Source organism: Nonomuraea sp. NPDC048901 (assembly GCF_040649695.1).
Taxonomy (GTDB): domain Bacteria; phylum Actinomycetota; class Actinomycetes; order Streptosporangiales; family Streptosporangiaceae; genus Nonomuraea.
The window spans coordinates 179,452-198,904 of sequence record NZ_JBEZFW010000006.1 but is presented as its reverse complement, the minus strand read 5'-3'; the positions used below and the strand labels follow the sequence as shown (position 1 = coordinate 198,904).

The following is a 19,453-nucleotide window of genomic DNA, read 5'->3' as shown; positions in this document are numbered from 1 at the left end:
CGTGATTCACCACTGGGCGAGACACCACCTAGTGTGCAAAGAGCGCGAAGTGTCGGCAGGACGAACCGTCTTGATGGTGCCGAGAGATGTCGGCGAGGGCACAGGTGTCGCCGGGAACCCCAGCAGTCGGCGCAAGTCAACTGGACCGCCGAGTGTCCGGGGCACTGCGAATCGGCAGAGGCCACGGGACCGCCGGATGTCCGATGCACCGAGAACCGGCAGAGTCCACTGGACCGCTGAGAGTCGGTGCAACCGGGATTCGGGGCACCGGATGTCAGCAGGGGCCGCAGAGTCAGCGACAACGAGAGGTTCCGATGCGACTCCCAACAGTAGGCGGAAGTCGCAGGACCGCCGGATGTCCGAGGAACCGAGAATCGGCGGAAGTCCGTGGGACCGCCGAGTGTCGGTGCAACCGGGATTCGGGACGCCGGATGTCAGCAGAGGCCGCAGAATCAGCGACACGAGAGGCTCCGATGCGACTCCCGGAGGTACGGCAGGCGCTCATGCCTGCCGTACCCATACGGAGGTCAGACCTCGAGCACCACGGGGATGATCATCGGACGCCGGCGGTAGGTGTCGCTCACCCAGCGCCCGACCGTGCGGCGGACCACCCGGCGGATCTCCTGCATGTCGACGACCCCGTCTGCGGCCTTCTCCTCGAGTGCCTTCTCGATCTGCGGAATGAACTCCTCGAACTGCGCCGGGTCGATGCCGGAGCCACGCGCGTGGATCTCCGGCCCACCGGTGAGCTTGCCGGTGCTGGAGTCGACCACCACGACGACGGAGATGAAGCCCTCGTCGCCGAGAATCCTGCGGTCCTTCAAGGAGGTGTCGGTGATCTCGCCGACGGATGAGCCATCGACGTAGACGTACCCGGCATGGACCGCACCGACGATCTTGGCTCTGCCGTCGACCAGGTCGACCACGACGCCGTCCTCCGCGATCACGATGTGATCGTCAGGCACGCCGGTGAGCGCGGCGAGCTTGGCGTGCGCGCGCAGGTGCCGCCATTCGCCGTGGACGGGCATGAAGTTCGACGGGCGGGTCAGGTTCAGCACGTAGAGCAGTTCGCCGGCGGCCGCATGTCCGGAGACGTGCACCTTGGCGTTGCCCTTGTGCACGACTCGGGCACCCCAGCGGGTGAGGCCGTTGATCACCTTGTTGACGGCGGTCTCGTTGCCCGGCACCAGCGACGACGCCAGCAAGACGGTGTCACCCTCGGCGATGCGAATCGGGTGATCCCGGTTGGCCATCCTCGACAGCGCCGCCATCGGCTCGCCCTGCGAACCGGTGCAGACGAGCACCACGTCTTCCGGCGGCCATTCCTCGATGTCGCGCGAGTCGACGATCAGCCCCGGCGGCACCTTGAGATAGCCGAGATCGCGGGCCACGCCCATGTTGCGCAGCATCGAGCGTCCGACCATGGCGACCTTGCGATTGTGTCTGGCCGCCGCATCCATGACCTGCTGGATGCGGTGTACGTGCGACGCGAAGCTGGCCACGATGACCCGCTGCTCCGAGGTACGGATCACCTCGTCGATGACCGGGCCGATCTCCCGTTCGCTGGTGACGAACCCGGGCACTTCAGCGTTGGTCGAGTCGGACATCAGCAGGTCGACGCCCTCGGTACCAAGACGGGCGAACCCACCGAGGTCGGTGAGGCGGCCGTCGCTCGGCAACTGGTCCATGCGGAAGTCGCCGGTATGCAGCACGATGCCGGCGGGTGTCCTGATGGCCACCGCCAGCGCGTCCGGGATCGAGTGGTTGACCGCCAAGAACTCGCAGTCGAACGGCCCGAACCTGTGCCGTTCGCCCTCGACCACCTCGATCTTGGTGGGCTGGATCCGATGCTCGGTGAGCTTGGCCTCGATGAAGGCCAGCGTCAGCTTGGATCCGATGAGCGGGATGTTGCGCCGCTCACGAAGCAGATATGGCACGGCCCCGATGTGGTCTTCGTGCGCGTGGGTCAGGACCACGGCCTCGACATCGTCGAGCCGGTCCCTGATGTATTCGAAGTCAGGCAGGATCAGGTCGATGCCCGGCTGGTCCGGCTCGGGGAAAAGCACCCCGCAGTCGACGATCAGCAATCGGCCGTCGTATTCGAAGACGGCCATGTTCCTGCCGATTTCACCCAGCCCGCCCAGCGCGACAATGCGCAGGCCGCCCTCCGGCAGCGCCGGCGGGGGGCCAAGCTCCGGATGTGGATGGCTCATAGCCGGCCCCCATGGTCAAATCGTGTTCTCAAAACTCCCGGTTCCTCCCCGTTCCTATGCGTCTGTCAACTTCACCCCGCCGGCTACCAGGCAAGCACGCAGCTCGGCGATCTGCTTCTCTGTCGCGGCCACCAACGGCAGCCGCACTGGTCCGACCGGCACTCCTACCATGCCCAGTGCCGCCTTGGCCATGATCGCGCCGCCAGCGCTCATCATGATCCCTTCGACCACGGGCGCCAGTTGGCGGTGCACCGCAAGTGCTTGAACGACGTCGCCGTTCCTGTACAAGTCGATCATGCGCGCCAGGTCGGCGCCGACCACATGGCCGACAACGCTGACGAACCCGGCCGCGCCAACCGAGAGCCAGGGCAGATTGAGCAGATCATCGCCCGAATAGAAGGCGAGATCGGTCATCGCCATGATCTGGCTACCGAGGAACAGATCGCCCTTGGCGTCCTTCACGGCCACGATGCGTTCGTGCTGTGCGAGCCGGATCAGGGTTTCGATCTTGATCGGCACGCCGCTGCGCCCGGGGATGTCATAGAGCATCACCGGAAGGTCGGTTGCGTCGGCCACAGCGGCAAAGTGCTGATACAGGCCCTCTTGTGGGGGCTTGCTGTAGTACGGCGTCACTACGAGCAGCCCGTGAGCACCCGCGCGGGCCGCGGCCTTCGCGAGCGAGATGCTGTGGTGAGTGTCGTTGGTGCCCGCCCCGGCCACCACCGTTGCCCGATCACCCACCGTCTCGAGAACGGTGCGCAGAATGCGCTCCTTCTCCTCATCAGAGGTGGTGGGCGACTCGCCGGTCGTCCCGCTGACGATCAGGCCGTCGTTGCGCTGCTCGTCCACCAGATAGGTGGCCAGGCGCCGCACGGCGTCGTAATCGACCGCACCGTCAGGTGTGAACGGCGTGACCATGGCGGTCAACATACGGCCGAAGGGCGCGTCGGTGGTTCCAGTTGGCGAAGCCATAGTGCGAACGCTACCTGGATTCGCAAAAGCGGTGGACGCCGCCACCCCGCTTTGCCTGCCTGGGGCCGCGTATTGTCATGCCGTTCCCCGGCATCTCAGGGCATGTCCGGCCGCACTCGACACGTCCCTAGCGTGCCCCTCCCGCCACCGAATGGCCCTCTGAGCCGGTTCGCGGGTCCGGCACCGGATCACCGACCCGCCGCTCACAGTGATCACTGGATTCCGTGCGGAGCCACGTGCCTGCCGTACGACCGCAGCTCGACATGCCGCACACAGACACCATGACCTCTGCCGACATGTCGTACATATCCGGCAACCACCACCGACGAGGAGCACCGCCCGCGCGAGCGACTTCGCGCCGCGCATGGGAAGAGGCCGCCGATATGTGCTCGGGGGTACACACATCGACGACCTCTACCGAAGAATCGGTCACTCTTACATCGGCGTTACAGGGTTTCTTTGATAATTTTCTGCCGCCGCAAAGTTGGGGCTCCAAGTGACCTCGATGACGGTCGGTTACCTGTCGAATACGGCAACATAGGGCAACGCCTCACACGAACCCCCAGGGATGGACTAGTGGCCACCTCAGATCCGGTCTACCTGCGTGTCGTCGAAGACATTCGGCGACAGATCACCGACGGCACCCTTCCCCCCGGTGCACCCATTCCCTCACGGGCGCAACTGACCCGCAAGTACCAGGTCGGCGAAACCGCAGCCCGCCACGCCCTGCGCGTGCTGGCGAGCGAAGGTCTCATCATCGGCCGCGTGGGATCGGGTCATTACGTCAGAGAACGCCCAGACCTTTCCCCATTGCACCGATGGCGCTTCCTCGATCATCCTGCGCCGTTCGCCGCCGACCTGCAGTCCCAGGGTCGGCGTGTGACCTGGGACTGGCACAGCGAACCCGCCGAAGCCGGACCCGACATCGCCAAACGGCTGCGGCTCGACGAATCGACCACCCTGACGAGGACGCACTACGTCTTCCGCGGCGATGGCCGGCCGCTCCAGCTCGCCACCTCGTACGAGCCTCTGGAGTTCGCCGCCCACACGGAGGAGGAACGGCGCAGCTTGGTCGCCAGGGTGTACGCGCACGGGATAAAGATCACGGAGATCGTCGAAAGCGTGCACACCCGCGTACCCCGCCCCACGGAGAGCGACGCCCTCGATCTGCCGGCTGGCATCCACGTCCTGCACGTGGAACGCACCCATTGGGCAGGCGACCGCCCAGTGGAGACCAGCGACATCGTTATTCCGGGAGACCGCTTCCGGATCATGTACAGCATGCCTGTTTGACCGAATCTGAGAGCTCCGGGCCGATACCCGCCTCTTCGGCCTGGAGCTCAGCCGGATGACCACCGGGGCTCACCCTTCGTGGCGGCAGCGGCCGACCCGTCCACACAGCATCGACGGCTCACCACCGAGGGCCCGCGCTCCTGGCGCGCGGCGCGGCTGATCGCGCCCCCAAAGCGGTGGAATTCCGATGACCTCGCGAACAGCGAGGGCTTCGAGCGATGATCACCTGCTGCAGCTCGATGATCAGCTCCAGCACCGGCAACCCGATGACGCCCCACCGGTCGTGCGTCTGTGAGACGTTGGCCATCCCCGGAGTAGGCGATGAACCCCATAAGGCGATCATCGAGACCAACGGAACGTGATCTGGACGACGCCATAGATCTTCCACCCAGGGACGCAATTCCACGACGCGCTGGGACGTCCACCCGCTGGGACGTCCACCCGCTGGGACGTCCACCCGCTGGGACGTCCACGCGCTGGGACGTCATCCCGGACGGCGTTCCTCCTCGCCCGATCGGCCGCATACGGCCTGGTCAGCGGCGTTCCTCCTCCCCTGCTCGGCCCTATACGGCCTGGTCAGCGGCGTGCTACTAGATCGAGGCTCAACCACTCACGGACCACCACCCGAACCGGCGAGCGCCTTTGTCCAGCGCCGCCACATGGGCTTCGGCTCGAAACAACATCAAGCTAAGTGGCCTCGCCTGGAAGTCTCTCGGGGGTTGACTTTCGGATGTGATGCACCGACCCACTGAGGACGGCTTACTACCATGAGTGGGCATGGAGCTTACGGAGCGATTCGAGTGGCATGGGAGGAAGATCGCCTGGGGACGCGCGGGTGCCGGTCCGGCTGTGGTGTTCTGTCATGGCACGCCGTTCTCGTCAGTGTTGTGGCAGCCGTTCGCGGAGGCCTTGAGCCGCAACTTCACCGTCTACTTGTGGGACATGCCCGGATATGGCCAGTCGTCCAAGCACGCCGATCATCCCGTGGATTTCGGCGCGCAGGCCGATGCGTTCGCGGCGCTGCTCGCGCACTGGGGGCTGGACCGGCCACATGTGATCGCCCACGACTTCGGCGGCGCCGTATCCCTGCGCACGCACCTGATCCTGGGCGTCGATTACGCCTCCCTCATGCTCGTCGACGTCGTGGCCATCCCGCCCAGCGGCTCGCCTTTCTTCAAGTTCGTACAAGATCATCCTGACGTCCTGCCGCGGCTACCGGCCTACATCCATACCGCCATCGTCCGCGCCTACGTTCAGGGCGCGAGCCACCGCGGCCTGCGCGACGACGACCTCGACGCCCTGGTGCAGCCGTGGACGGGAGAGGAAGGCCAGCCCGCCTTCTACCGGCAGATCGCGCACTATGACGAACGCTTCCTCGAAGAGAACGAGGAACAGCTGGGCCGCATCAGTATCCCCGTACGAATCCTGTGGGGCACCAGCGACGCGTGGATCCCCACCGATATCGCCCGACGACTGCACGGCCTGATCCCCACGGCCGAGCTTTCGCTGATCGACGCCGCCGGTCACCTGGTCCACCATGACGCGCCCGTCCCATTCATGGACGAAATCCGCGCCTGGCTCACCCTCCGCACGCGGGCGCGATCTGGCTTGTGAAAGGGCCGGCGTACAGGTCACGACCTGGCTTGTGACGGGGCTGGCGTACGCGGTCGCGATCACCCTCACGGACTGATCGCATCGCATCCGAAAGTCGACTCCCGAGAGACTCCAGGCGAGATCGCTAAGTCAGCCCGATCGAAGCTCGAAAGACGTTCCCCGCGACATTCCAGGCGATCCCTCCTGGCCAGGCCAAGGTTGTCAGTGCTCGTTGATACAACCGTTCTGGAGGTTGCGGATGCGAGTCAAAGACCTGCCCATACGTGAGCGGCCACGCGAGCGGCTGATGGCGAGCGGGGCCACGGCCCTGGCCGACCGGGAGCTGCTGGCCGTACTCCTCGGTTCCGGTTTTCGAGGGGCGAGCGCGATGGATCTGGCGGCCCAGGTGATCGCGCACTGCGGCGATCTCGACGGGCTGGCCCGATCCGAGCCGCACCGCCTGCTCGCCGTGCCTGGCGTCGGGCCCGCCAAGGCGGCGCGGGTGGCGGCGGCTTTCCATCTTGTACGGCGAGCGCAGACAGATCCTGAGCGGACCAAGATCAGCAGCACTTCCGACCTGGCGACAGTCGTCGCTCCGCTGCTCCGCGGCCATTCCCGGGAGCGGCTGGTCGTGATGGCGTGCGACGTTCGGGGGGCCGTGTTGCGGCGTATGGTGTTGACCGAGGGTGGCTCCGACCACACGACGGTGCCGATTCGGGACATCATCACTGCGGTGCTGACGGCTGGCGGGGCGGCATTCGGGGTCGCGCACAACCATCCGAGCGGCTCTCTCGATCCAAGCGAAGCGGACCTGCTGGCCACGGCGCGTCTCGCCGAGGCTGCTAAGACGGTCGGGCTGCAATTCCTCGATCATTTGATCATCACGGAAACGGCATGGCGTCGGGTGCCCTTCTGACCGCTGCGGAGGGTGGTTCGGGACCGGGCCACTCTCCGCGCACCCTGAGGGGCACCGTCCCTGGGCCGACCCCCGTACTACCGGATCTCAAACGCGACCCGACCACCGAACCCCCAGCCAAACAACCTGGGTCGTGGTGGATCAACGATCTCGTTGTGCCTTTCCTACGTGGGCGACAGCGCTGAACAGGTGAGAAACCACATCGCTCCGCGGGACGTCATCGACCACCGAGCCCCAGGCGCGCTCCAGCCCGCCGAACCCCGACCGTCCTCGGCCCTTCCCCAAGCACCAGATCGTCGAGGCCGACCCGAGGCGAGCCCCGTCACCGCTGAAGGCCTCTCTCGCTGTTATCAGGACCGTACGGCCGGATGGCGTCCCACTGAGTGGTGGATCCACGATCTCGCTGTATGGCTCCTACGAGGGATGAACGGGGGCCGAGTGGCCGAGAAACTACACCGCTCTGCGGGACGGCATCTCTGGCGGCCGCCCTCGTCTGCGCATTCGCTCGACGCGCTCTCGCGTCTTGCCGAGCCTTTATGCGGCGTTCTGAGCACCCCTAAGGGTGCTGATCCACCGCAAGCCCAGCGAAAGGCATGTTTGCGTTGATAGCTCTGAAGGCAAGGCTTCCCTCAGCAGAGCGTGAGACGCTACCTCTGCGAGCAGGTCGACTTGACGTGAGTCGGCCAACCGCTCGCACCAGCGTGGTCCCGTGCCTCCCGGAGGGCATGGGACCACGTCTACCCGCTACTGGGTCCGTCCACTACGCGCGCCAGCGCAGTAACACCGTGGACGGTCGGACTCCCTGCGCGGTCTACCCAGTAGCGGGCGTGTGGGAAAGGCTCAGCATCCCCCACGCGGGTTCTCGGAGCGTCGGCGAACTGCGATCACCGGCGATCAGGGAACCCGTAGTGCACGAAGACTCTCTGAAATCGCAGCCGCTCGACTGTAGAGGGCGGCTGCCTCGTCGCTGGCCCCGTATCAGACGCGGGATGCGGGGCCAGCGCGACCTAGTCGATGAAGCCCCGCCGAGTGGCAGCAACGATCAGTCACTGGGGTGAGCCATCGTGTGACGGCCAAAGGGAAATGCCGGAAGCCTCCCGGAAGGACACGTTCATGATGGCTCTTTCCCAATCGGACCTAACGACCTGCTCGAGTCGCTACGGACGGCCGGCAGGGTGAAGACGGTCCGCAGGGGGCTGACGCGAATGCCGCGGGAGCCGATCGAGGCGGGGGCGACTACGGCGGTCGGCCGCGCCCTATCAGCGCACAGCGAAGTGCGGCCCGCAGCGCTACGGGCATCGCAGGCGACTACCGACCAGCGCCGTCGGCGATCTGAGTGCGGACAGCGGTATCCGCACATGCAAGGTCCCCGCATGCAAGGTCTCGCGGACCTGCGCCGACCTGAACTCCGAAACCGCGACGTTCCGCGAGCGGCCCTTCGAACAAGCCGTCTTCCGCAACTCCAGCGAAATGGCCCACCAGAAGGTCGTCGCAGGTCCCAGGCGCGGAAGGGGGACCTGCGCGAACGGGTGGGTCCCCGGCAGGACGCGGAGTTCTTGGGATGACGTCTGCCGGGAGAACGGACAGGCTGAGCGCGTCCGGTCACGGATGTCACGCAGCCGGGCGAGAAGACACCCGAGGATGCTCCGACGGCGTCTCGCGATCATCGAGCGTCTCCCCACAGCAACAGGGACCACAGGATGTCCGTTTGAGAGGCGTTCGTTCGGACGCTCTCCTCCACCACCACTCGCCCACCCTTCCTCGTCGTTCTGCGGATGTATCGCTGACCGCCTGCCTGACACAGCTCGTAAAAGACCGGCAGGCAGTCACAGGTGTGGTCCCGCACACGTATCCGCTCAGCACAAGGCCCCACTGGATCCCAGTCGATGCGTATGCAGTCGTCGTGCGCCGCCTCAACGTGACGCCCGATGCAGCCGTTGTAAAGCCTTCGCTCCGCGCGAGCCATGCCTGCATCTTACGTCTAGTTGTATCGATCTGGCTAGCTAGAGCAGTCGAGACTTCTATTTAGGCCGATGGATATGGGATAGGTCGTACCTCTTCGCCTATCTTGCGTATGTGCTCGACTACGATGGAGACACCCATCCCTACCTTCAGATCGCCGAGATCCTCCGCCAGCGGCTCTCCGGTCTCACCTCGGGGCAACCCATGCCGAGCGAGGCCGACATCCAGGCCGAGTTCGGAGTCGCCAGGACCACCGCCAGACGAGCGATTCATGTGCTCCGCGAAAAGGGTCTCATTTACACCGTCCAGGGCGAGGGAACCTTCGTCGGCGCACCGAACGAGGCGCCACGGCAGCAGCGTAAAGTCCCGCTTTATCAGCAGATAGCAGCAGACGTGACGGAACAGATAAAGGCAGGCAAGTATCTGCCGCGACGTCCAATCCCCGGCGAAACAGCGCTTCTTCAGCAGTATGACTGCGCTCGCGAAACCGTGCGGCGCGCCATGGCGCTTCTTCGCGAGCGCGGCTGGATTTACACGGTTGCCCAGCGTGGCAGTTATGTGTCGCCCAAGGAGTCCTGGCCCCAGGACTGAAACTACTCGACTGCTTGTATAGAGACATCTAGAATACAGACATGATCGATCGTGAAGGACCCATTCCGATCTACAAGCAGGTCGCCGACATCCTCCACGATCGAATTCTCAAGGGCGAGCTACTGGTCGGACAGGCTCTGCCGAGCGAAGCGGCGCTGGAGGCGGAGTTCGACATTGCCAGGACGACGGCACGCAGAGTCGCCAGAGAACTGCGCGAGCGTCAGGTGGCCCACACGGTGTCCGGCGAGGGCACATACGTGGGCGCGGTTGGAGTGCCGCGACAAAGACGAAAGACACTGGTCTTCGAAGACATCGCGGACGACATCGTTGAGCGAATTCGCCGCGGTGAGTTCCGGCCCAACCGGGCGATATTCAGCGAAAAGACGCTGATGCGGCGCCATGGGGTCGCCAAGGTCACGGCCCGAAGGGCGGTCGAGTCCCTTCGGGAGCGAGGCTGGGTATTCACCGTCCCCTATCGAGGCACATACGTGGTCGCTCAGGAAGACTGGCCGGAATAGCCGAAGAGCTCCCAGGCGATCGCTCCGACCCGCAAGCGCTTCCTAGCAATTTGGTGGCCGGCCCACGAGCACCCCGAAGAGCGCTCGCCTAGGGAGTAACAAGGCGGAAAGTCAGGCAGACGATCGTCGAGGAGTCGGTCACCTCACGCCCAAGCCCGGCCCAGTACCGTGCGTGAACCTCACGCCAGTGCTCGACAGAGCGGAACCCCTCCCCCTCCGCCTGCGCGAACTCCCAGCTCACCGCCCCGAACGGCACCTGCTCCACCCCCACCACCTCAAGCAGAGCCGCCTGTGAGCCCTCGTCGTCCACGAGCACGAGGCGCTCCCCCACGTGTTCCAGTGGCTCGTCCTCGGCCTCGTAGTCGAGCTCCAGCAGGCCCGCCGTGGCCGTCTTGGCACCGGACAGGACAAGGTCGGTCAGCCTGGTGCGTTGCTCGCCGGCCATGCCGAGTTCGAGCACGCGGAGCCCATCGATGCGTCCCCACATGCAACGGATCGTAACGGTCGCCGCAACCCGCGCCGATGATCCGGTCGACGTCCGCTGCGGTGGCGCCGTCTCCTCAGAAGACCGGGATGATCTCCTCGGGATCGATGAAGTCGACCTGTACGCCCTCCAGGTCGAGTTCGGGGATGGCGGGGAAGGCGATGCCCCAGCGTTCGACGATGGCGCGGATGCGGGCCATGGCGAGCCGCCAGTTCTCCGCCTGCTCCTCGAAGGAGAGGACGCCCAGCCCGGCCTGCCTGGCGTGGTCCATCAGGACGCGGTGATTGGCCAGGAAGTACGGCGGCAGCTCCCAGAAGCCCTCCGGCGGCTCCCAGAGGATCATGGACAGGAAGACGAAGCCGGCTCGGAGCTGGCGGGTGATGAGGGCGCGGGTCTCGTCGGTCAGGCCGGGCCACTCGTTCTCCAGAATGACCATGCAAATCTGGAGATGTCGGGACTCGTCGCGGCCGATGCGCTGGAACATCTCACCGAAGACGGGATGCTCGGTGCCCGAGGCCATGCCCCTGAACAGGGTCGAGGCGGCCATCTCGCCCATCATGAAGCTGGTGAAGAGCACGGGCAGCGTGTACTTGCCCACGGCCACGTTGTAGCCGGTCCAGTAGCGACCGCCGTTGTGATAGAGCCAGCCGATGTTGTTGTGGGCGGCCTTCTCCAGGTCGTCGGACGGGGTCCAGTCGAGGGGGCCGCCGGGCCAGAGCTTGGCGATGGTCCGCTGGCAGCATTCCTCGTGGTTCATCTCGTCGCGGGTGATCGAGAAGAAGCACTTCCGGACCGGATCCTCTTCGTGCTTCTCGAACGCCTGGATGGTGGCGCGGGCGAACACCGCCGGCCCCGAGGCGTCGAAGTTGGCCAGCACGGCGAACCAGTACATGATCCCGAGACGCTGCTCACGGGTGAAGTCGTCCGGGTTCAGCCCGTCCCAGGGCAGGTCGGCCGGGTTCCAGACCGTCCGTTTGGATTTCTCGTAGATCGCCGCGAGCTTGGCCGTCTCGACCCGCCACTCCATCGGGTAGATATTCGGCTGCGGGATCTCCGGGGCCGGCCAGAAGCCGCCTTCGGGAATGGTGAGGTCTGCCATGTGTGACACCTCCGCCTCCTATCCTGCGGGGCGGCGTCACGGCTTTCAAGTACGTCCCCCGCCTCCTGTCCTGCGGGGCAACATCATGTCTTTCCAGCCTCCCGCCTCCTGTCCTGCGGGGCAACGTCATGTCTTTCCAGCCTCCCGCCTCCTGCCCCGCGGGTGGCGCCATGCCTCTCAAGTACGGGCGCATCGCGCCGACGGTGCAGAGGCGCGCGCCCGGCCATACGCACGTCACCCGCCGTCACCTATTGGCGCGTCATGGCGACGGCCAGACACACCGCACCGCCCTCAAGTACGCGTGCGTTGCGTGACAGCCACACACACGAGTACGGCCACCGCGGCCGCCACAGTCGCCGGACCGTACCTCTCCCCCAGCAGCACCCAAGCCCAGGTGAGCGTCAACAGCGGCTGCGTGAGCTGCGTCTGCCCCGCCCTGGCGATGCCTCCCCTGGCCAAACCCGCGTACCAAGGGACGAACCCGAGGAACATCGAGATCACCCCCACATACGCGAACCCGGCGAGCGCCTGGGCCGACGGGTGGACGGGGGTGGTGAGGGCGAGTACGGCTGTCACCGGGACCGTGAGCGGCAGAGAGAGGACGAGGGCGTAGGAGATGACCTGCCAGCCGGGAGTCTCGCGGGAGAGCCGGGCGCCTTCGGTGTAGCCGACGGCCGCCGAGACCAGGGCGCCCAGCAGGAGGACGTCGGGCCAGGCGGCCGTGCCCTGCCCACGGGTGAGGGTGAAGGCGGTGATGGCGATGGCGCCTGCCGCACAGGCCAGCCAGAAGAGGGGGCGCGGGCGCTCGCCGGCGCGCACGACCGCGCAGACGGCGGTGGCGGCCGGGAGCAGGCCGATGACAACGGCGGAGTGGGCGGTGGTGGCACCGAGGTCCAGCGCCAGACCGCTGAAGACGGGGAACCCGAAGACCACACCGAGCGAGATCGCCCCGTAGGAGCGCCACTGATGGCGGGGCGGGAGCAGGGGAAGACGGGCGGCTTTGAGGCAGATGAGCGCTATGACGCCGGCGATCACGGCGCGGCCGATGGCGACCAGCCACGGGTCGAAGCCGCGCATCGCGTAGGCGGTGGCGGGAAAGGAGCCGGAAAAGGCGAGTACGCCGAGAAAGGCGAGGAGAGTGCCCTGACCTCGTGGAGCCCCCGGGGAAGCGACCACCGCTACTCTGTCGCCAACGATAGCGCTATTCTTATCCGTCATGGAACAGGATAGCAGTATCGCCCAAATCACCGCGATCCTGCGCCAAGAGCTCAGTCGGCTGCGGCCGGGAGACCGTCTCCCCTCCTCCAGAGAGCTCATGCGCCGCCACAACGTCAGCCCCGTGACGGTCTCGCGGGCCATCGGGCAACTGGCGGCCGAAGGCCGGGTGGTCACCAAGCCGGGCATCGGGGCGTTCATCGCCCAGTTGCCTGCAAAACCCAACGAGCCGCCGGACTTCTCCTGGCAGACCGTCGCCCTGGGCGATCGGGTGGTCGACGAGAGTCCGGTGACCGGGCTGCTGACCCCGCCGCCCGAGGGTGTCATCCCGCTCACCGGCGGCTACCTCAACCCCGGCCTCAGGCCCGACAAGCAGCTGGCCGCCGCGGCGGGGCGGGCGGTGCGCAGGCCGGGGGCGTGGGCGATGCCGCCGCTGAGCGGGCTGGCGGAGCTGCGCAGGTGGTTCGCGACGCAGGCCGGGGGCGACGTGACCGCGGCCGACGCGCTGATCGTCAGCGGCGGCCAGGCCGCGCTCACGCACGCCTTCAGGGCGCTGGCCGCCCCGGGGACGCCGGTCCTGGTCGAGACGCCGACCTACCCGGGCGCTCTGGCCGCGGCCAGGGCGGCGGGCCTGCGGGCGACGGCCGTGCCGATGGACCGGGACGGCGTACGGCCCGATCTGCTGGCCGAGGCGTTCGCCGTCACCGGCGCGCGGGTGTTCCTCTGCCAGCCCACCCTGCAGAACCCGACCGGCGCGACCCTCACCCGCGAACGCCGGGAACAGGTGCTCCAGGTGGCCAGGGCGGCGGGCGCGTTCGTGATCGAGGACGACTACGCGCGTTACCTCAGTGACCGGACTCCGCCGCCGATGGTGTCGATGGACGCGCACGGCACGGTCGTCTACATCTGCTCGCTCACCAAGATCCTGTCACCGAGCGCGCGGGTCGCGGCCGTCATCGCGCGCGGCCCGGCCTCCCACAGGCTGCGGGCCAGCCAGCTGGTGGAGTCGTTCTTCGTGGCGCGTCCGCTGCAGGAGACCGTGCTGGAGTTCGTCGAGTCGCCCGGCTGGCGCCGCCATCTGGCGAACGTACGGAGCGAGATCCTGGTCCGCCGCGACGCGCTCGCCACCGAGCTGGCCGCGCGGCTGCCCACCGCCGAGCTGCATCTGCTGCCGAAGGGCGGCATGCACCTGTGGGTACGGCTGCCACCGGAAACCGACGAGAACGCCTTGGTCGAGGCCGCGAAACGCAACGGTGTGCTGGTGAGCCCCGGCAGGATCCATTACCCGTCGGAGCCGCCGGGACCCCGCCTGCGCGTCACGCACATCGCGGCCGCCCATCTGGCGGAGCTGGCCGAGGGGGTGCGCCGGCTGGCTCAGGCGCTGGCGAACACCTCGTAGTGCTCCACGGTCCGCTCCCTGTCGACCAGGAACGCGTCGTCCTCCGGGTAGAAGACCGCCGCGCCCAGATCCTCGCCGGCGAACGCCCTGATCGCCTCCCACGACTCCCACAGCGAGATCAGGAAGAACTCGGTCATGTCCCCGCTGGCGCGCCTGGTGAAGTAAGCGCCGCGGTTGCCCGGCGTCTCGGTGTAGCCGGGAAATCCGGTACGCAGGAGGTAGTCCTCGTAGGCCGCGGCATCAGACTCCCGGGTCCAGCCTCGCCAGGTGCGAACGATCATGCGACCCATGATGGCGCAACCTGCTATTGCCGTACAGTGGTGACATGCTGGCGCCCGCGGAGCTCGTGCGCGACTTCGTGAACACCTACGCTCTCGATTCCGATGCCGACGAGCTGGCCTCACCCGCCGAGCTGGCCATCTGGCTCCGGGAGCGGGGTCTGATCGGCCCGCGTGACCGCGCGACCGACGAGGACCTCACCGCCGCGCTCACCCTGCGGGAAGTCCTGCGGATGGGGTTAAGACGCGAAACTCCGGAGATGCCCGGACTGCTGGCCTTTCCGCTGCTGGTACGCGTCGGCGCCACCCCGGATCTGATCCCCGTCGAGGACGGCGTCCGGGGCGGTCTGGCCAGGATCGCCGCCGCCGTGACAGATCAGTCGTGGCACCGGCTGAAGGTCTGCGCCGAGAGCATGTGCCAGTGGGCGTTCATCGACTCCTCGAAGAACCGATCACGCTCGTGGTGTTCCATGCGGGTATGCGGCAACCGCACCAAAACGCGCGCCTACCGGGCGAGGAAGCAGGGTTCGCGTCATCTCCAAGGCTCAAACACCGATACGGTGTAACTCGTGCCTTGTGGCATGGACGGCAGGCGAAGGAGCGGGCCGAGATGGCAGACGTAGGCGTCCGGGCGGCCCGGCGCGAGGATGTGCTCCAGGTTGCGAATACTCAGATCCGCGCCTGGCGCTACGGCTATCGGGAGTTCCTCCCCGAGGGGCCGCTCGAGCAGATGACGGGGGCCGCGGCGGAGAAGATGTGGCTGCGGCAGTGGGACGAGGCGATCGTCGCCCCGCCCACACCCATGCACCGGGTGCTGGTGGCGGTGGAGACCATCCTCGACACTGAGGGCTTCCCGGCTCTAGGCGTGGGCGGCAGCGCCGCCCTGGCCACGCCGCGCGGCGGTGAGCGGGTGGTCGGCCTGGCCTCACACGCCCCCGCCGAAGACCCCGACCTCGACCCGACCATCGTCGCCGAGATGCTGACCCTGCTGGTCGATCCCGACTTCGTCCGGCGCGGGCATGGCAGCCGACTGCTCAACGCCACCGTCGACCACCTGCGGGAGGACGGTTTCCGGCAGATCGTCACCTGGGTGTTCGCCGACAACTACGCGGTGCTGGGCTTCCTGGAGTCGGCCGGCTGGGGCGAGGACATGGCCGAGCGCGTGCTCGACATGGGGCGTCCCATCCGCATGGTCAGGCTCACCACCGACATCAGCTAGAGGATTCGTCGATATGGCAACCCCCGGCCAGTGGATCGCCGGCGCACGTCCCCGCACGCTGCCCAACGCCATCGTGCCCGTCATGGTCGGCACGGGCGTGGCGATCGGCGAGGACGGCTTCGTCTGGTGGCGCGCGATCGTCGCGCTGCTCGTGGCCCTGTCGCTGCAGATCGGCGTCAACTACGCCAACGACTACAGCGACGGCATCCGCGGCACCGATGACCAGCGGGTCGGCCCGATGCGCCTGGTCGGCTCGCGGGTGGCCACGCCGCCGCAGGTGCTCGCGGCCGCGCTCGGCTGCTTCGGCGTCGCCGCGGTGCTCGGGCTGATCCTGGTCCTGGCCACCCGGGCGTGGTGGGTCCTGCTCGTGGGCGCCGCCGCCATCGCCGCCGCCTGGTTCTACACCGGCGGCAAGTCTCCGTACGGCTACCGCGCGCTCGGCGAGGTGGCGGTGTTCGTCTTCTTCGGCATCGTGCCCGTGGTCGGCACCGCGTACGTGCAGACCGAGCACCTGTCCTGGGCCGCTCTGGTGGCCTCGATCCCCGTCGGGCTCCTGTCGTGCTCCATGCTCGTCGTGAACAACCTGCGCGACGTGGCCACCGACGGCGAGTCCGGCAAGCGGACGCTGGCGGTCGTCCTGGGCGCGGCGCGCACTCGTACGCTGTACGCGACGTGTTTGATCGTGCCGTTCGTGATCGCCCTGGCCATGATCGTGGTCGCCCCGCTGGCCGCGGCGGCCGTACTCGCCGCGCCGCTGGCCATCGCGCCGGTCAAGACGGTCCTGAACGGCGCCGTGGGCCCGGCGCTGATCGGCGTCCTGCAGCAGACCGGCAAGCTGCAGCTGGCGTACGGGCTGCTGTTCACCCTCGGCCTCGCGATCACCCTGTAGCCCTGTAGTCGGTCACCGCGGTAAGCGGTCACCCTGTAGGCGGTTACCCGACGTGCGGGGGCCAGCGAGGGCCCCCGCACGCGCCATCAGCCTCAGCTCGCGGTGAGTCTCAGCCGCCGGTTGTCATGGTCGACCTCGGCGATCCGTACCGAGACGCTCGACCCGACCTGTCGCTGCTCCGGCCCGACGAGCAGCCCGTGGATGCCGTCGGCGACCTCTATGAAGGCGCCGAACGGAAAGACACTGGCCACGCGCCCGTCGAGCACATCACCGACGGTGTGCCGCGTAGTGAAGCCTTCCCAAGCACTGGACATGCGATCACCTCCTTCCTCTGCGATCTCCGCTTGGGGAACGCGAGAGGCGGCGGGCCACGGGCCCGCTCGGTGATCAAGGCGTGACCGGGCGCCCCGTCTCGTCATGGCACTTGGCCGACCCGGCAGTCACGGTCGCCACCCTACTCCGCTAGGGGACGGCCGTGAACAGCTCGTAGCTGTGACCGTTGGGATCGCGCACGTAGACGCCACGGCCGCCGCCGAGGTGGTTGATCCTGCTGTCCCAGCCGTGGCCCGGGCCGGAGCCGTACGAGATCGACGGGGTCGCCTGGAGGCGGCGCAGCACCGCGTCGAAGGTGTCGTCGTCGATCAGGAACGCGTAGTGGCCCGGCTGGACCTGGTGCCGGTCGTCGAAGTCGAACGCCAGGTCGTCGTTGACCCTGACGGGCACGAACGGACCGGACGGCTCGGAGACCGGCAGCCCGAGCAGGTCGGCGAGGAACGTGGCGGCGGCCGTCTTGTCGGCCGCCGGGACGATCAGGTGGTTCAGGACGATGGACATGTCGCCTTCCCTCACGAGAGACAATATATGCGATTCGCACACACTATATGTGCATATCGCATCCATCTGGGGTACAGTGTGAACATGAACGCGCACGGCGTTACCCCCGCTGACGGCGACGGCGGTCCCGCGCTCTTCCGGCTGGTGCGCTTCTGGTCGCGCCGGTGGATCAACAGCGCCTCGGAGGAGCAGACCGGGGAGACCCGTCACGTGCAGCACATCCTGGCCGTGGAGGCCGTCGACACCGGCAACGACGCCACCGAGGAGGCCACCGTCGGCACCGTGGCCCATCAGCTCGGTCTCGACCACTCCGGGGCCAGCCGCATCGTCAAGGACGCCACCAAGGCGGGCTACCTGGCCCGCGCGTCGTCGGAATACGACCGCCGGCGCGCGTCACTGCAGCTCACCGCGCATGGCGAGAATCTCCTGGCGGGCTCGCGCCAGTGGCAGCGCCGCGCTTTCGACGAGCTCACCGTGGGGTGGGACGACTACGACCGCCGGCAGTTCGCCTCATACCTGAAGCGACTGGCCGACGAGCTCGGCGTCTAATCCGCCATCATTCGGCCTGCCACGACCATCCGCATGACCACGCGCGGCGCCACCTCGATGCCCAGCTCGCGTTCGTGCTCGACCAGCGCCCGCAGCTCCGGCCCCCACTCCGCCTCCGGCAGCACGGAGAAGCCGTGCCGCGCGTACCAGGGCGCGTTCCACGGCACGTCCCGATAGGTCGTCAGCGTCACCGCGGGCGCGCCGCTCGCGGTCGCGTGGTCGCGCACCGCCGCGACGAGCCGACCGCCGATCCCCTGCCGCATCCGCGACGGGTGTACGGCCAGCTGGTCCAGGTGCAAGTTGCCGTCGACCCAGCCGATCAGCGCGAACCCGGCGGGCGGCTCTCCTTCGACCAGCACGGCGGACGGATCCGTGACCTCTTCGATCATGGTCGTCCCCGGCGGGAAGACGATCCCCACCTGCTCGAACAGCCCGTCGGCGGCCAGCTCCACATCGACCAGTCCGGGCAGCTCCCCCGGCTCGACCCATCGCGCCATGCCGACACGGTCTCATGTTCGGCCTGCTCGCGCCCCTGGATATTAATGTGGTGGGCACAGGCTCGGCTGTGCGGAGCCGGGATCCCCTCCTCACGTCGTGCCCATGACCCGGGTCAGGTCGTGGGCATGACGTGTGTTCAGAGGTCGAGCAGCGGCTCCAGGCCGACGGTCAGACCGGGCAGCTCGCGCACCCGGCGCACACCGAGCAGCACGCCCGGGGTGAACGACGAGCGGCTCATGGTGTCGTGCCTGATCGTGAGGATCTCCCCGTCGCCGCCCAGCAGCACCTCCTGGTGGGCGATCAGCCCGCTCAGGCGTACGGCGTGGACGTGGACGCCGCCGACGTCGGCCCCGCGCGCTCCGTCGAGCTCGGCGGAGGTGGCGTCGGGCATCGGGCTCATCCCGGCCTTGGCGCGCGCTTCCGCGACCAGCTCGGCCGTGCGGCGGGCGGTGCCGGACGGCGCGTCGGCCTTGTTGGGGTGGTGCAGCTCGACGATCTCGACGGAGTCGAAGTGCTTGGCCGCCATCTGGGCGAAGTGCATCATGAGCACGGCGGCGATGCCGAAGTTGGGGGCGATCAGGCAGTTGGTGCCGGGGAACTTGGCCAGCCACCCGCGCACGGTGTCGAGCCGCTCGGCGCCGAAGCCGGTGGTGCCGACCACCGGGTGGATCCCGTGGGCAATCGCCCATTCGAGGTTGCCCATGACGACGTCGGGATGGGTGAAGTCGACGACCACTTCGGCGCCTTGGAGCCCTTCGATGGCGTCGTCCTTGTCGAGCGCCGCCACCAGCTCCAGGTCGGGGGCCGCCTCTACCGCCTTGCACACCTCGACGCCCACGCGACCGCGCGCGCCCAGCACACCTACCTTAATCACAGGTCAACCCTATACCTGCCGAAGCGCGCGGACCCTCCAGGAGGAAGGTCCACGCGC

20 protein-coding genes are annotated in these 19,453 nt (G+C 67.4%); 10 read left to right on the top strand and 10 right to left on the bottom strand.

The features are described 5' to 3' along the window. Nucleotides 1-527: 527 nt before the first annotated feature. Nucleotides 528-2,213, bottom strand: coding sequence for a ribonuclease J (locus AB0C30_RS22200; RefSeq protein WP_357946854.1), 1,686 nt, complete (start codon nt 2,211-2,213; stop codon nt 528-530). A gap of 54 nt (nt 2,214-2,267) precedes the next feature. Continuing rightward, the gene (dapA, locus tag AB0C30_RS22195) at nt 2,268-3,185 is read right to left on the bottom strand and encodes a 4-hydroxy-tetrahydrodipicolinate synthase (RefSeq protein ID WP_357946851.1); all 918 of its coding nucleotides are present in this window, start codon (nt 3,183-3,185) and stop codon (nt 2,268-2,270) included. A 576-nt stretch (nt 3,186-3,761) separates the two neighbouring features. Between dapA and AB0C30_RS22190 the strand changes: the two genes are divergently transcribed. The 5 genes from AB0C30_RS22190 (at nt 3,762) to AB0C30_RS22170 (ending at nt 10,058) form a co-directional block, all read left to right on the top strand. Next, nucleotides 3,762-4,478: a GntR family transcriptional regulator gene (locus tag AB0C30_RS22190; protein ID WP_357946848.1), complete on the top strand. Its 717-nt coding sequence runs from the start codon at nt 3,762-3,764 to the stop codon at nt 4,476-4,478. A 777-nt stretch (nt 4,479-5,255) separates the two neighbouring features. Further along, entirely contained in the window at nt 5,256-6,092 is an 837-nt protein-coding gene (locus AB0C30_RS22185) for an alpha/beta hydrolase (RefSeq protein ID WP_357946845.1), read from the top strand. 238 nt (nt 6,093-6,330) lie between these two features. Next, nucleotides 6,331-6,987 (top strand): DNA repair protein RadC, encoded by a 657-nt coding sequence (gene radC / locus AB0C30_RS22180; RefSeq protein ID WP_357946842.1) that lies wholly within the window; start codon nt 6,331-6,333, stop codon nt 6,985-6,987. Nucleotides 6,988-9,063: 2,076 nt separating this feature from the next. Beyond that, complete coding sequence (locus tag AB0C30_RS22175) at nt 9,064-9,540, top strand: GntR family transcriptional regulator (RefSeq protein WP_357946838.1); 477 nt, start codon at nt 9,064-9,066, stop codon at nt 9,538-9,540. A 41-nt stretch (nt 9,541-9,581) separates the two neighbouring features. Then, complete coding sequence (locus AB0C30_RS22170) at nt 9,582-10,058, top strand: GntR family transcriptional regulator (RefSeq protein WP_357946824.1); 477 nt, start codon at nt 9,582-9,584, stop codon at nt 10,056-10,058. An 88-nt stretch (nt 10,059-10,146) separates the two neighbouring features. Here the strand turns inward: AB0C30_RS22170 and AB0C30_RS22165 are convergent, their stop codons facing one another. The 3 genes from AB0C30_RS22165 to AB0C30_RS22155 all read right to left on the bottom strand — a co-directional run bounded on the left by AB0C30_RS22165 (nt 10,147) and on the right by AB0C30_RS22155 (nt 12,817). Then, nucleotides 10,147-10,545 (bottom strand): ASCH domain-containing protein, encoded by a 399-nt coding sequence (locus AB0C30_RS22165; protein ID WP_357946821.1) that lies wholly within the window; start codon nt 10,543-10,545, stop codon nt 10,147-10,149. Nucleotides 10,546-10,618: 73 nt separating this feature from the next. Continuing rightward, nucleotides 10,619-11,641 carry a hypothetical protein gene (locus AB0C30_RS22160; protein ID WP_357946820.1) on the bottom strand — a complete coding sequence of 341 codons (1,023 nt, stop codon included), beginning with the start codon at nt 11,639-11,641 and terminating at the stop codon, nt 10,619-10,621. Nucleotides 11,642-11,932: 291 nt separating this feature from the next. Continuing rightward, a complete protein-coding gene (locus AB0C30_RS22155) occupies nt 11,933-12,817 on the bottom strand; it encodes a DMT family transporter (protein WP_357946817.1) in 885 nt (294 codons plus the stop codon). Nucleotides 12,818-12,857: 40 nt separating this feature from the next. On the opposite strand from AB0C30_RS22155, the gene AB0C30_RS22150 reads away from it, so the two are divergent. After that, the gene (locus AB0C30_RS22150) at nt 12,858-14,255 is read left to right on the top strand and encodes a PLP-dependent aminotransferase family protein (protein WP_357946816.1); all 1,398 of its coding nucleotides are present in this window, start codon (nt 12,858-12,860) and stop codon (nt 14,253-14,255) included. On the opposite strand, the gene AB0C30_RS22145 is transcribed toward AB0C30_RS22150, so the two are convergent. Beyond that, on the bottom strand, nt 14,231-14,536 hold the full coding sequence (locus AB0C30_RS22145) for a hypothetical protein (protein ID WP_357946813.1): 306 nt from the start codon (nt 14,534-14,536) through the stop codon (nt 14,231-14,233). The two genes, AB0C30_RS22150 and AB0C30_RS22145, sit on opposite strands and share 25 nt — an antisense overlap. A gap of 44 nt (nt 14,537-14,580) precedes the next feature. Here AB0C30_RS22145 and AB0C30_RS22140 point away from each other — a divergent pair, with 44 nt between their 5' ends. The 3 genes from AB0C30_RS22140 to AB0C30_RS22130 are packed head-to-tail and all read left to right on the top strand — an operon-like array spanning nt 14,581 to nt 16,641. Beyond that, on the top strand, nt 14,581-15,099 hold the full coding sequence (locus AB0C30_RS22140; RefSeq protein WP_357946810.1) for a CGNR zinc finger domain-containing protein: 519 nt from the start codon (nt 14,581-14,583) through the stop codon (nt 15,097-15,099). Between the two features lie 44 nt (nt 15,100-15,143). Continuing rightward, the gene (locus AB0C30_RS22135) at nt 15,144-15,752 is read left to right on the top strand and encodes a GNAT family N-acetyltransferase (RefSeq protein WP_357946807.1); all 609 of its coding nucleotides are present in this window, start codon (nt 15,144-15,146) and stop codon (nt 15,750-15,752) included. A 13-nt stretch (nt 15,753-15,765) separates the two neighbouring features. Further along, on the top strand, nt 15,766-16,641 hold the full coding sequence (locus AB0C30_RS22130; protein ID WP_357946804.1) for a 1,4-dihydroxy-2-naphthoate polyprenyltransferase: 876 nt from the start codon (nt 15,766-15,768) through the stop codon (nt 16,639-16,641). Between the two features lie 92 nt (nt 16,642-16,733). Here the strand turns inward: AB0C30_RS22130 and AB0C30_RS22125 are convergent, their stop codons facing one another. Beyond that, complete coding sequence (locus tag AB0C30_RS22125) at nt 16,734-16,955, bottom strand: S1 RNA-binding domain-containing protein (protein ID WP_357946801.1); 222 nt, start codon at nt 16,953-16,955, stop codon at nt 16,734-16,736. 148 nt (nt 16,956-17,103) lie between these two features. Next, nucleotides 17,104-17,475: a VOC family protein gene (locus AB0C30_RS22120; protein ID WP_357946799.1), complete on the bottom strand. Its 372-nt coding sequence runs from the start codon at nt 17,473-17,475 to the stop codon at nt 17,104-17,106. Nucleotides 17,476-17,559: 84 nt separating this feature from the next. Here AB0C30_RS22120 and AB0C30_RS22115 point away from each other — a divergent pair, with 84 nt between their 5' ends. After that, entirely contained in the window at nt 17,560-18,024 is a 465-nt protein-coding gene (locus AB0C30_RS22115) for a MarR family winged helix-turn-helix transcriptional regulator (protein WP_357946797.1), read from the top strand. Here AB0C30_RS22115 and AB0C30_RS22110 read toward each other — a convergent pair. Both AB0C30_RS22110 and dapB read right to left on the bottom strand, forming a co-directional pair. Further along, on the bottom strand, nt 18,021-18,521 hold the full coding sequence (locus AB0C30_RS22110) for a GNAT family N-acetyltransferase (protein ID WP_357946794.1): 501 nt from the start codon (nt 18,519-18,521) through the stop codon (nt 18,021-18,023). The genes AB0C30_RS22115 and AB0C30_RS22110 overlap by 4 nt on opposite strands. A gap of 137 nt (nt 18,522-18,658) precedes the next feature. Next, nucleotides 18,659-19,396 carry a 4-hydroxy-tetrahydrodipicolinate reductase gene (gene dapB, locus AB0C30_RS22105; RefSeq protein ID WP_357946791.1) on the bottom strand — a complete coding sequence of 246 codons (738 nt, stop codon included), beginning with the start codon at nt 19,394-19,396 and terminating at the stop codon, nt 18,659-18,661. Nucleotides 19,397-19,453 lie beyond the last annotated feature (57 nt).